The organism is Ideonella sp. P3_A4 (assembly GCF_056403075.1).
Genome location: NZ_JBFUGE010000153.1, coordinates 1 through 12260, shown reverse-complemented (window position 1 = coordinate 12260; position 12260 = coordinate 1). Strand labels below are relative to the sequence as shown.

The window sequence follows — 12260 nt, the reverse complement described above, 5'->3', positions numbered from 1 at the left end:
GCATGGTCAGGTCTCCCCTATCGACAATGACAGTCGTTGGGGTGGGGACCCGCCAGCCGCGTTGGCTTGCACTCAGATCGGCGGTCAGCCTTGTCGGCGGCCGCGCAGTTCTCTATCGACGCTGGCAGGCGGGGTGGGGGCAGTCTTCGCCAGTCGGTCCCAGGCCGATCACCGGATTTCAGGCCCTCCACCCCAACCCCGCAACCATACAAGCCGGATCCGCGCACGCCACTTGACGGGCGGCGGCGCAGCGCGCGCCTCGTTCGTGTCGCAGGTAGCAAGCCCTAGTCGATGCGGGCGGTGCTCAGGTCGGGCCGGCAGGTCAGCGCGCCGCTGTCGCTGGCGGCGATGGACCGGCGCAGCGTGGCCAGCAGCTCGGCAGCGGCAGGTGCGCCCAGCGCATCGGCCACGGCTTTGTCGAGCGACGGCGCTTGCTCGAACGCTGATGCAGTGCCCGCCAACCACAGCGACATCATCCGGCCGTCGCCGAAGCGGGTCGCGTACATCACGTGGGTCAGCGGGTAGTGCACCTTGCGCAAGGCGTCGTGCACCTTCTTCCACGACTCTTCGTAGGCATCCTCGTCGCGCATCGGCGCCACGGTGTCCATCGACAACGTGCCGCTGCAAGGCGCAAAGAGGCTGGCAGCCGCCTGCTCGGGCTGATAGCCCAGCTCGGGCACGACTGCCCAGATCTGGCTGGTGTGCGGGAAGACGAGCGCTTCGTCGGACTGTTCGGTGTAGCGAGCGACGGCGGCGCGGTAGGCCTCGTCTTTCGGCGCACTAGGCGACGGACGTTCGAGTTCGGCCAGGCTCTTGAACGGCCGCAGGCTCAGGAAGCCGTGCCCCTGCCATTCGAGAAACGTGCCCCACCACGGGTCGAACAACTTCTTGTCGCCGACGAAGGCGACCCAGTCACGCCTCGCATCGGCGAACTGCTTCATCTTCGCAGCGGGCATGCGGTCGACGTGCACGCGGACGTAAGGGCGCTCGTCAGCCGTGGCTGCGAAACCGGAGCCGGCGACGATGGCTATACAGGCCACCGCCGCGTGTCGAAAGAATGCCGCCGTCCGGATTGCCATCGATCGTTCCTGTCTTGCCACAAGCGCCGAGCGGCGCATGTTAGCCAGTAGGGCCTGTTAGCGCATAAATCGCGGTCGCGTTGCCGCCCAGAGCGGGCTCAATCTAGACGCGAAGTCGTGGGCGTGGTTGATCCACGGCCGCGGCTTCGTAACGACGAGTGAGCCCGCTATGGGCGCAACCCGAAGGGCCGGGGGTGTTCTGGGGCGCATCGCGTTGTTACCGGCAGGGGATCGGGCACAGAGCCCGAGCCCCTGCCGGCGCCTAGCGCTGCATCCCCGGAACACCTCGGCGCGGCCGTGATTTATGCGCTAACAGGCCCTGGATCATCCACGGCAGCCGTGAGCCCTTTGCAGGGCTCTCACGCGCAATCGACGGTCTCAGCCCTCCGGCTGGTCGGTAAAAGTGGCCAGCGCCGCAGGCGCATCGATGCCAGCCTGCGCAATCACCGACAGCACGGCCAGCACCATGACCGCGGCGACCCAGGCGACGCGGGAGTTCATGGTCATGGCCCCTTGTGCGCGGCTTCGAGCGCGGCGATGTCGATCTTGCTCATCTGCATCATCGCGCCCATCACGCGCTGGGCTTTCGCCGGGTCCGGGTCCTTCAGCAGTTGCACCAGCTGGCGCGGCACGATCTGCCACGACAGGCCGAACTTGTCCTTCAGCCAGCCGCACTGGCTGGGTGCGCCGCCTTCGCACAACCGCGACCACAACCGGTCGACCTCCGCCTGGTCGGCGCAATCGACCGAGATCGAGATCGCCTCGGTGAACGGGAACTGCGGCCCGGCGTTCAGCGCGAGGAACTCCTGCCCTTCGAGCTCGAAGCGCATCGTCAGCACCTTGCCCTTCAACTGCGGCATCGCATCACCATAACGCGACAGTTCAAGCACCTTGCCGTTCTTGAAGATGCCCAGGTAGTGCTCGACCGCCTCTTCGGCGTTGAAGTTGAACCAGAGGCAGGGGGTCAGCTTTTGCATGGTCTTTCTCTCCTTGGGTGGGTCGGGGATGGACAGGTCAATGGCGCCGCGGCTTCACAGCGGAAGGTCTGGCCCGGGTGGGTTTCGCCGTCTGTACAGGCGGCGCTGGCAACAGCGACGCCACGTAGGCGCGCAGGTGGGCGATCGCGCGGGTCGCCGCGCGCGCGTCGTTCTGGGCCTTGGCGAGGATGAACGCGCCCTGGATCGCTGCCTGTACGTACAGAGCCAGGTCGAGCGGGTCCCACTCGGCCTGCGGGGCGCATTGCTGCTTGGCTGCGGCCAGGTCGGCCTCGACGGTGCGGGCGTGGAACAGGATCGCCTCGTTGCAGGCATCGCGGATGGCAGGATGCGTGTTGTAGGTCTCCTGCACCATCGTGCCGAGCAGGCAAGTGAAGTCGGGCAGCTCGCCCTGGATCAGCGCCGCGCGGAAGTCGATGTAGGCCAGCGCGCGCTCACGCGGGTCCGCCACCGAGCGGAACGGTGCCTCGGCGAACAGCTGGCCGGTCCAGCCGCTCCAGTGCTCGGTGGCGGCCACCGCCAGGTCGTCCTTGCCCTTGAAGTGGTGGAAGAAGCTGCCTTTGGTGACGCCCGCCTCGCGGCAGATGTCGTCCACCGAGCTGCCGGAGTAGCCCTGCACGCGGATCACGCGCAGCGCCGCGTCGAGCAGTTTTCGCTTCGGGCCGGTGGCCAGTTCAGGCATTGCCGCCACTCCTTGCTGATTCGTTGCCATTTACCATACCGATTGGTTGGTACGGACCATACCGATTGGTCGGTACGGTGTCAATCGCCTGCTGACGTCAGGGGTTTGGTCTGAAAACGAAAACGCCCGCGGGGCCGGAGCGGCGCGCGGGCGTCAGGGAGCAGCGGGCGGTCCCGCGGGCGAGAGCAAAAAGCCCTACTTCACCCCGAGCTGTTCGAACAGGAACGCGAACACATCCGCCTCCTGCTCGATCGCCGACGACAGTGCCATGCCTTGCCCATGGCCCGCGTCGCCCGCCACGCGCAGCAGCACCGGTTTGTCCGACGTTGTCGCAGCCTGCAGGCGCGCCGCCATCTTCAGCGAGTTGTGCGGCTCGACCCGGCCGTCGTGCATCCCCGTCAGCAGGAACACCGCGGGGTAGGCGGTGCTGTCGGCGACGCGGTGATAGGGCGAATAGGCCTGCAGTGCCTTGAACTGCGCCGGGTCCTTCACGCTGCCGAATTCGGTCACGTTGAAAGCACCGTTGGGCGACAGCTCCATCCGCAGCATGTCGTAGACGCCCACATGGCTGACCACCGCATTGAAAAGCTCAGGCCGCTGCGTCAGCACGGCGCCCATCAGCAACCCGCCATTGCTGCCGCCCTCGATGGCCAGCTTGGCCGGCGAGGTGTAGCCCTTGTCGATCATGTACTGCGCGCTGGCGATGAAATCGTCGAACACGTTCTGCTTGCGGGTCATGTTGCCCTGCAGGTGCCACTCTTCGCCGAACTCGCCGCCGCCGCGCAGGTTGGCCACCACGAAGATGCCACCGTGGTTGAGCCAGAAGGCAGACCGCAGCGAAAAGCGCGGCTGCAGCGACACCGAGAAGCCGCCATAGGCCGTCAGCAGCAGCGGGTTGCTGCCGTCGAGCTTGATGCCCTTCTTGTAGACGATGTTGACCGGCACCTTGGTGCMGTCTTTCGAGGTGGCGAACTCGCGCCGCACCTCGACATCGTCGAGCTTGACGTTCTTCGGCTGCTCGCTGAGCGTGGTCTGCACTGGCTCCGGATTGGGCACCTTCGCAGTCGGGCTGTAGCGGTACCAGGCGAAAGGCTTGACGTAGCTCTGGCTGCCGAACAGCAGCTCATCGCCCGCCAGCGCAGCACCGGCGTGCGTCGTCGCGACCGCTTCATTACCGATGCGCCCGAGCGGTTTGCCGGCGAGCGTGAAGGCATGCAGCTCCTGCGGGCCACCGGTCAGGTACTCGACATAGAACCGGCTGCTGGCCGGCGTCACCGACGACACGGTCGCCTCGCTTTCAGGCACCACCAGGCTCGCCTTGTCGAGGGCCGGCTCGTTGAGCGAGCCCGCCACGATGCGCCCGCGCGGCGAGCCTTTGACCACCACGCCGTACCAGCGGCCGTCGCGCCCGAGCGACATGCTGCGAACGCCGTCTTCGAAAGCGGCGATGCGCGTCCACGGCTTGCCCGGGCGTTGCAGGTAGAAGGCGTGCTCGCCGCCGTCACCGTTCAACACGTCGGCCAGCACATAACGGCCGTCTTCCGTGGTGCTGAGGAAGATCTCGGCGACGCGCGGGAACTCCTTGCCGAGGACGTACTTGTCCTGCGACGTCGGCGTGCCGAGCTGGTGGAACCAGAGCTGCTCGTAGAAGTTCGCATCTTCCGCCGGCCGTTCCTTGCCTTGCGGATAACGCGTGTAGTAGATCCCCTTGTTGCCCGGCGCCCAGGCCACGCTGCCGCCACCCGTCGGGTACTGCACGCGAGGCACCACGTCACTGAGCTTGCGGCCGGTCGCCACGTCGAACAGATGCAGCGTGCCGTCTTCGCTGCCGTTGTCGGACAGGCTGACCGCCACCGTCTTGCCATCGAGCGACGGCACGTACCAGTCGATCGTCGTCGTGCCCTTGGGGTTGAGCACATTGGGGTCGACGATCGTTTTCTCTGAAGCCGGGTCGGCCGGATCGGCCAGCACCACCAGGCGCGGCTGGTTGGCCGGCGGTTGCGACTTCATCGCGAAGAGTTTGCCGCCAACGTAGTGGAGCTCGCGGCGCGTCGTTGGCGCCTTGCCGAGCAGCTCGGTCAACTCGCCCAGGATGGCACCACGGTTCGACAGCTTGTCGATCTGCGAGCGCGTCAGCGCGTTCTGCTGCGCCACCCAGGCTTCGACCGCAGGCGTGTCGGTCGCTTCGAGCCAGCGGTAGTTGTCGGTCACCGCAGCGCCGTGGTAGGTGTCGACCACCGGGCGTCGCGGCGCGTCGGGGTACGTCAGGCTCGCGGCCATGGCGACCATGCTCGCGCCCCATCCTGCACCGATCAGCGCACAGCGGAGCGCGATCGTCGTCAAAGCTGCTTTCATCGTGTCTCCCACGCATTTCCAGGGCACGACACTAACGGAGCGCCGGCTTGATTTATCACGCTTTTCGACCGCCTCGCCCGCATAGCCCACGCCGCGGCACCGTGGCCTGAACGGCGCTGCTGGCGGGCAGCTCAGCTTTCGGCGCTGCCCAATGCCGTTCCGCAGCGGGCGCAGAAGCGGGCATCGGCCTGCGCCGACGCACCGCAGGCGGTGCAGAACCGCAGCGCTGCTGAGTGGTCGCCATGGGCGGCCGCCACGCGCAGCGCCTCGTGTGCCGCTGTGGCGTCGGCCAGCGCTGGCGTTGGCCCTGCGGCACCGGCTCTGGCACCGGCCGCCAGCGCCCGCTCGCTGGCCTGCAGGCTGACCAGCCGCTGCTGGTCCGTTGCCGACCCGGGCGCAACGAAGATGCTCTGGCCCGCCGCAAACGTGGTCAGGTCGTCGGCCAGCTGCCTGGCCTCCTGCGCGGTGCTGAACATGGCCGTCACCTGGCGTCCGTCGTCCTTGCCGAACACCACCGATTCGATGCGCGCGCGCCAGACCCGCAGTGTCATCGACTCGACGCGCACGATCTCGTTGTCGCTGCGCAGCTGGCTGTTGAACTGGTTGCCGGTGCCGATGCGCGAGGTCTGCCACGTCCCCAGCAGCTCGACCCACACCAGCACCGATTCGAAGGTGAATCGGCCCCAGATCGAACCCGCCGACTGAAAGCAGAACGCCGCCACCGCCACGCAGATCAGCGAGTAGCCGATCGGCGCGTGACCCAGCGGCAGCGCGTCTGCGTTGACCCGACTCGGATCGAGGTTGCGGACATACAGCAGCGCCAGCGCGGTGGCCGCGACAACCAGCAGCGTCGCGTACAGGTCCAGCAGCACCAGCCCGCGGTGCCGAGGCGCTCGCAGCGCGCCGGTGAAGGTGGGCGCCATCGTGCCGGCCATCGGCAAGGGCTGCGTCTCTTCCATCAACTCGCCCGCAAAGCGCCCGGAGCCGGCCGCCGCCTGCGTCGTCGGCTCCAGCCGCGTGTAGCGCCGGTTCGGGATGCGCTCGGACCAGGCGTCCTGCAGCTTGCGATCCAGCTCGGTGAGGATCGCGGCCGGCGGGCCGTTCATCGACAGGGTCCGCTGCTCCTGGCTGCGTTCGGTGGCCGGTGGTGGGTCGACCTGGGCATACAAGGCCATCAGGATCAGCCCGACCGCCAGCAGCGACGACAACAACAGGAAGAGCGTCTGCCCGTGCAGTTGGACCGGCATCGTCGGCAGCGCCCTGCCGGCCCAGCCCAGGACGACCGGGCCCACCACCGCGACGACCGCCAGGCCGATCAACCAGACGTGGCTCATCCGCGCCCGCTCGCCGGCATACAAGGGCTTGAGCAGCACCAAGGCCGCGAACACCAGGTAGGCCGCGCCAATCAACGGCCGCGAGTCTTCTGTGCCGAGCAGGCCCCAGCCCACGGCAAACGACAGGCAGGTGACCGCGAACGACAACGCRTTGAAGAAATGCGTCTGCGCCATCGCCTGCACCTTCAGCGGCGCGGTGATCAGGCGCGGGATCGCGTGGTAGAGCAAGCCGTTCAGCGCGCCTTGCGGCTCCGGGTACGCCAGGCCGCCTTGGCGCAGCATGTCCTTGTAGCGGTCGGCCAGGTCAGAGTTGCCGGTCGCGCCAACCGCCACTTCCGGCGCCAGCGAAGCCGGCCGGCCACGGCCGAAGAAGAAACGCAAGCGACGCGCCGAGCGCATCGAAAACCCGATCGCGGTCGACAGCAGCCCCATCCCCACCAGCAACGGGATCAGGCCGCGCCCACCGCCGTACTGCAGGTAGTTGCGCGCCCAGAACAGCGCGAGCAAACCACCCGCCGCCATCACGGCCGCGCAAAGAAAGAGAAACGCGTTCTCGACGCGGTACGGATTCGGCAGCTCCAGCCGCTGGTTCTCGGAGCTGTAGTCGTAGGCCATGACGACGGTTCCCTGACAGTTTGGAGGCCCGCGCGGGATGGGGCCGTGAGGGGCACGAGTATCGGGCCCAGGCCGTAGCATGGACGCGCTGACGGGTCATCTTGCCATCGCAAGCGGGCGCCCCCTTTCGCCTGACGCAGCGGCGGCGCAGAATCGAGAGGCCATGACCACTCTGCCCACCGACCCCGCCTGGAAGCACGATGGCGTGCGTGTCGTGCCGGCGCACAGCCTGGATGCGAACACCGCGCAGACGCCGGGCATGGACCGCAAGGCGGCGATCACGTTTGCCCGTGTCGGGGCGCAAAAGCTCTGGGCCGGCACGGTGCACATCCACCCAAATGCGAAGACTGGCGCGCATCACCATGGGCCGCTGGAAAGCGTGATTTACGTGATCGCTGGCCGCGCACGCATGCGCTGGGGCGAGCGGCTGGAGTTCACCGCCGAGGCCGGGCCGGGTGATTTCATCTATGTGCCACCGTTCGTGCCGCACCAGGAAATCAACGCCAGTGCGACAGAGGTGCTGGAGTGCGTGCTGGTGCGCAGCGACGGCCAGGCGGTGGCGGTGAACCTGGACATCGAGCCCGCCGAGCCGCCCGAAGACGTGCCCTGGATCGACCCGACGCACCCGCACGGCTGAGCGCTTCAGCTCACGTATCGCAAGGTCAACAAGGCCACGCTACAGTGGCCCGCCCCTTTCCTGGCGGTCTCGCCACTTCCCCGCATGCACCCGATCACCCTCCAGGCGCTGGCTGCATTTCCGCAGCAACTGGAAGCACACTACGCGGCCGTGCCGGCCGACTTCAAGCATTGGACCCCGCCGTCATGGGCGGGTGTGCCGAGCGAGCCACTGACCGCGATCGAGCAGGTCTGCCATGTGCGCGACATCGAGGTCGACGGCTACCAGCTGCGCCTGCACCGCACGCTGCACGAAAGCCACCCGACGCTCGTGTCGCTGGACACCGACGCACTGGCGAAAGATCGCCGCTACGGCGATGCGAACGCCGCCGAGGTGCTGTCCGACTTTCGCCGGGCCCGCGCGGAAACCGTGGCGTTGCTGGCCGGACTGGCTCCGGCGCAGTTCGAGCGCACCGCGTTGTTCGAAGGTTATGGCCCGGTGACGCTGCGCGGCCTGGTGCACTACCTGTGCAGCCACGACCAACAGCACCTGGCCGGCCTGCAGTGGCTGATGGGCCAGATCGAGGCGGCGCGCCTGCCAACTGCAGTCGTGCACGCACCGGCATAGGGCTTGCAGGGCGTTGTCGCATGACCGCCCTGTCCATCCTCTTCATCGGCCTGCTGCTCGGCGTGCAGCACGCGACCGAAGCCGACCACCTGGCGGCTGTCGCGACGTTGGCCGCCCGGCCGGCCGACTGGCGCCAGGCACTGCGCCAGGGCGTTGGCTGGGGCCTGGGCCACACGTTGACGCTGCTGGCTTTTGCTGGCGCGGTGCTGGCACTGGGCCAGGTGGCTTCACCGACGCTGGAGCGTGCGCTGGAAACCGGCGTCGGCGGCATGCTGGTGCTGCTGGGCGCCGATGTGCTGCGCCGGTCGTGGCGCGAGCGCATCCACTTTCATTTGCACCAACACGTGCATCCGCAAGGCCCCGGGGTGGTGCATGTGCACGCTCACAGCCACCGTAGCGAAGGGCCGCACGTCCAGTCGCCCCACCGGCATGGGCACCCAGGCCGCTGGCCGCTGCGCGCGCTGGCGGTCGGCATGATGCACGGGCTGGCCGGCTCGGCGGCGCTGGTGCTGCTGAGCCTGCATGCCGCACCGTCGGTGCCGCTGGGCTTGGGCTACATCGCGCTGTTCGGCCTCGGCTCGATCGCCGGCATGGCGGTGTTGTCGGTGGTGATCGCGCTGCCGCTGCGGCTGTCGGCTCGGCGCCTGACACGGCTGCATCAGTTGATGCAAGCAGGGGTCGGGCTGTTCAGCTGCGCGCTCGGTGCGCTCACGATCGCACGGCTGGCCGGCTGACACCCCCATCGGCGGCCGGCCAGCCCTGCGCCTGCGCGGCGTTCAGCAAGGCCAGTGCAGACAGCAACGACAACGCGGCCAGCGCAGCCATCGACAAACCCATGAACACGAACCGGATGTTCTTCAACTGTCGCTCCCTTCTGCTCTGGTGTGTACGGGGACAGTGCCCGATGACGTGATGACAGACGCCGGCACTATTCCCGAGGTCGACTGACTGTGCGCGCTCCCAACACGCCGTGCAATGACAGCCGATTACAGCGGGGACACGTTGTCATCGTTTGTCATCACTTCGCTCAGGCTCGCCGCAACAGCGAAGCGCGCGCTCCTAACATCGGCGGATGAGCGAGACCCCGATCACCGTGCTGATTGCCGACGACGAGGCCGAGTTGCGCGGGCTGCTGCAGCGTTACCTCGGTGAACAAGGGCTGAAGGTGCGCGCAGTGCAAGACGCTGCGTCGGCCGAGCGGCTGCTGGCGCGCGAGCGCTTCGATGTGCTGGTGCTGGACGTGATGATGCCGGGCGAAGACGGCCTGTCGCTGTGCCGGCGCCTGCGCCATGCCGGCGAGACGGTGCCGATCCTGATGCTGACCGCACGCGGTGACCCGGTCGACAGGATCATCGGGCTCGAGATGGGCGCCGACGATTACCTGCCCAAACCCTTCAACCCACGCGAGCTGCTGGCGCGCATTCAGGCGATGGTGCGGCGACAGAAACTGCTCGGTGCGCACGGCGGCCCCCTCGGCGACGAGCCGGTGCACTTCGGCCGCTACACGCTGCACGCGGCGCAGCGCCTGCTCGAACGCGATGGCGAACCGGTCGCGCTGACCACCGGCGAGTTCCAGCTTCTGCATGCACTGGTGATGAACCCGAACCGCCCGCTGGGCCGCGAAAAGCTGATCGAGCTCGTCAAGGGCCAGGACCGCGAACACGAGGTGACCAGCCGCAGCATCGACGCGCAGGTGATGCGGCTGCGCCGGGCGATCGAGCAAGACCCTTCGGCGCCGCGCCATATCCAGACCGTGTGGGGCCGCGGTTATGTCTTCGTGCCGGATGGCGGCACAGTGCCAGGCTCCGACTGACGATGGCCTGGTTGCCGCGCACGCTGTTCCAGCGCAACCTGCTGCTGATCGTCGCGCTGATCCTCGTCGGCCAGCTTGGCAGCGCCTGGCTGTTCCGCACGCTGGTGACGCTGCCACGCACGACGCTGGTGACGGAAAGCACGGTGCGCGAGTTGCAGGCCCTGGAGCAAGGCCTGGGCAGCCTGCCGGTCGAACAACGAGCCGCGTTCGTCGAGCATTTCAATGCACAGGTGCAGCAGGCGATCGATCGCAGCGAAAGCCGCGCTGGCGACGACGAGGCCCGGTGGCGCTCCACGCGCTTGCAACGTGTCTTCCTGGACCAACTGAACGAACGCTGGACACGCACCGGCCGAACGCTGAACTGGCGACATCCCGGCGGCCACATCATCCAGGTGCGGCTGGACATCGACCATCAGCCGTACTGGGTCACGCTGTCGAGCCTGCCCCCGACACCGGTGTTCAATGGCGCCTGGCTGGCCGCCACCGCGGCCACCGCCTTGCTTGCCATCGTCGGCGCGTGGCTGATCCAGCGCCGCATCAACCGGCCGCTGAACGCGCTGGTGCAAGCCTCGGCCGCGCTGGGACGGGGCGAACGGCCCGAGCCACTGCCTGTCGACCCGCCCCGCACGCCGCGCGAGATCGCCAGCGTCTCGCAGGCCTTCAACGACATGGTGGCCAGCCTCGCGCAAAGCGAGCGCGAACGAGCGCTGATGCTGGCCGGGCTGTCGCACGACCTGCGCACGCCGCTGGCCAAGATGCGGCTGGCCACCGAGATGCTCGACGGTCGCGCCGAGGCCGAACTGCTGGCCACCGTGAACCGCAACATCGACGCGATGGACGGGCTGCTCAGCCGCTTTCTCGACTTCATGCGCAGCAGCCAAGGCGAACGCGAGCCGCTGGTCGAAGTCGACCTGAACGCGTTGGTGCACGAGGCGCTGGCACTGTGCCCGCACGACAACGTGCAGCTTCAGTTGAATCCCCTGCCCTTGCGCGCGATGCGTCCGCAAGGTGTTGTGCGGCTGGTGCTGAACCTGGTCGTCAACGCCCAGCGCCACGGGGCTCCCCCGATCGAGGTGGCCACCGGCGAGGACCAGGGCGCCCAATGGCTCGAGGTTTGCGACCGCGGACCAGGCATCGACGCCGCGCACGTCGAATCGCTGAAGCAGCCGTTTGCGCGCGGCGACCAGGCACGCGGCGGGCCCAGCGGCGCCGGCCTCGGCCTGGCGATCGCCGACCGCGTGGCCAGGGCCCACGGCGCCCGCTTCGATCTGCTGCCGCGCGAGGGCGGCGGGCTGATCGCGCGGGTGACATGGCCGGCGGAACGCCCTGGCTGAGTGGCTGGGCAAGCGCGTGCGCTACGTGAATCTTTGTAAACGTCTCGCCGGCAGCACGACGCCGCGAGGACGGAAAACGAATATGAATGAAATTAAATGAAATATAAGGAAGGTTATTTCCACGATAAAGTTTTTCGAAACCGCTTCCATTGAAAAGCGGTGTTAACCCGTGTCGAACAAGCCTTTACCAACGCCACTCTTCACCAGCGTGTCGTGCTTACATATACTGGCACCGGTCACTTCTGGCTGCTTGCGTGATTTCGTATGGACCACTTTCGAAAGCTTCGTATCGCGTCGATTCGAAATCTTCGGCGAGCCCACGGCCGCGTCCGACGCTCACAGCGCTGGCTCGCCACGTGGGGCGGCACAGCCGCTTGCAGCATCTGCTACGGCAGCAGCGCTGCGGCCCCGCCAGTGGAAGAAGCGCCGGCGCTGAGCTCCCCGCCGGCCCTGATCGAAACGCCGGCCCACATCAATCGCCTGGCCTGGGCGTGGCTGCGCGAGTACCAGCGCGACCTGCAAGACGACTGCGACAACCGGCTCGAGACCAACCGTCAGTGAGCCCCCAGCCGTCGAACTGAGTTTCAAACTCCGCAGCAAGCACGCGGCGGTCGATGGCGCCACACTCCAACCCGCTGCCGCAACGCAAGGCGGCAGCAGGAGACGCGCCATGCCTTCGATCACCCGTCGCCACGGCCTGCAGTTGCTCAGCGCATCGCTGCTGTCGACACAACTGCCCTCGCCTGCCCTGGCCGCTGCCAGCGCGGCTGCCCTGCAGTCCTGGCCCTTGCACACGCCCGAGCCCACCGG

13 protein-coding genes are annotated in these 12260 nt (G+C 67.5%); 6 read left to right on the top strand and 7 right to left on the bottom strand.

The window, feature by feature from the left end:
• Nucleotides 1-284: 284 nt before the first annotated feature.
• The 6 genes from AC1DYI_RS15325 to AC1DYI_RS15300 all read right to left on the bottom strand — a co-directional run bounded on the left by AC1DYI_RS15325 (nt 285) and on the right by AC1DYI_RS15300 (nt 7060).
• Complete coding sequence (locus AC1DYI_RS15325) at nt 285-1040, bottom strand: hypothetical protein (RefSeq protein ID WP_477204989.1); 756 nt, start codon at nt 1038-1040, stop codon at nt 285-287.
• 417 nt (nt 1041-1457) lie between these two features.
• Nucleotides 1458-1580, bottom strand: coding sequence for a hypothetical protein (locus AC1DYI_RS15320; RefSeq protein ID WP_477204988.1), 123 nt, complete (start codon nt 1578-1580; stop codon nt 1458-1460).
• A 2-nt stretch (nt 1581-1582) separates the two neighbouring features.
• A complete protein-coding gene (locus AC1DYI_RS15315) occupies nt 1583-2056 on the bottom strand; it encodes a VOC family protein (protein WP_477204987.1) in 474 nt (157 codons plus the stop codon).
• Between the two features lie 37 nt (nt 2057-2093).
• The gene (locus AC1DYI_RS15310; protein WP_477204986.1) at nt 2094-2756 is read right to left on the bottom strand and encodes a TetR/AcrR family transcriptional regulator; all 663 of its coding nucleotides are present in this window, start codon (nt 2754-2756) and stop codon (nt 2094-2096) included.
• Nucleotides 2757-2951: 195 nt separating this feature from the next.
• Nucleotides 2952-5111, bottom strand: a complete 2160-nt coding sequence (locus tag AC1DYI_RS15305; RefSeq protein ID WP_477204985.1) for a prolyl oligopeptidase family serine peptidase — start codon at nt 5109-5111, stop codon at nt 2952-2954.
• A 131-nt stretch (nt 5112-5242) separates the two neighbouring features.
• The gene (locus AC1DYI_RS15300; RefSeq protein WP_477204984.1) at nt 5243-7060 is read right to left on the bottom strand and encodes a zinc-ribbon domain-containing protein; all 1818 of its coding nucleotides are present in this window, start codon (nt 7058-7060) and stop codon (nt 5243-5245) included.
• Nucleotides 7061-7223: 163 nt separating this feature from the next.
• On the opposite strand from AC1DYI_RS15300, the gene AC1DYI_RS15295 reads away from it, so the two are divergent.
• The 3 genes from AC1DYI_RS15295 to AC1DYI_RS15285 all read left to right on the top strand — a co-directional run bounded on the left by AC1DYI_RS15295 (nt 7224) and on the right by AC1DYI_RS15285 (nt 9037).
• A complete protein-coding gene (locus AC1DYI_RS15295) occupies nt 7224-7697 on the top strand; it encodes a cupin domain-containing protein (protein ID WP_477204983.1) in 474 nt (157 codons plus the stop codon).
• 84 nt (nt 7698-7781) lie between these two features.
• Nucleotides 7782-8303 (top strand): DinB family protein, encoded by a 522-nt coding sequence (locus AC1DYI_RS15290; RefSeq protein WP_477204982.1) that lies wholly within the window; start codon nt 7782-7784, stop codon nt 8301-8303.
• Between the two features lie 20 nt (nt 8304-8323).
• The gene (locus AC1DYI_RS15285; protein WP_477204981.1) at nt 8324-9037 is read left to right on the top strand and encodes a sulfite exporter TauE/SafE family protein; all 714 of its coding nucleotides are present in this window, start codon (nt 8324-8326) and stop codon (nt 9035-9037) included.
• On the opposite strand, the gene AC1DYI_RS15280 is transcribed toward AC1DYI_RS15285, so the two are convergent.
• Entirely contained in the window at nt 9012-9164 is a 153-nt protein-coding gene (locus tag AC1DYI_RS15280) for a hypothetical protein (RefSeq protein ID WP_477204980.1), read from the bottom strand. The genes AC1DYI_RS15285 and AC1DYI_RS15280 overlap by 26 nt on opposite strands.
• A 211-nt stretch (nt 9165-9375) precedes the next feature.
• On the opposite strand from AC1DYI_RS15280, the gene AC1DYI_RS15275 reads away from it, so the two are divergent.
• The 3 genes from AC1DYI_RS15275 to AC1DYI_RS15265 all read left to right on the top strand — a co-directional run bounded on the left by AC1DYI_RS15275 (nt 9376) and on the right by AC1DYI_RS15265 (nt 12011).
• The gene (locus AC1DYI_RS15275; RefSeq protein WP_477204979.1) at nt 9376-10116 is read left to right on the top strand and encodes a response regulator; all 741 of its coding nucleotides are present in this window, start codon (nt 9376-9378) and stop codon (nt 10114-10116) included.
• Between the two features lie 2 nt (nt 10117-10118).
• The gene (locus AC1DYI_RS15270) at nt 10119-11450 is read left to right on the top strand and encodes an ATP-binding protein (RefSeq protein ID WP_477204978.1); all 1332 of its coding nucleotides are present in this window, start codon (nt 10119-10121) and stop codon (nt 11448-11450) included.
• A gap of 414 nt (nt 11451-11864) precedes the next feature.
• Entirely contained in the window at nt 11865-12011 is a 147-nt protein-coding gene (locus AC1DYI_RS15265; protein WP_477204977.1) for a hypothetical protein, read from the top strand.
• Nucleotides 12012-12260 lie beyond the last annotated feature (249 nt).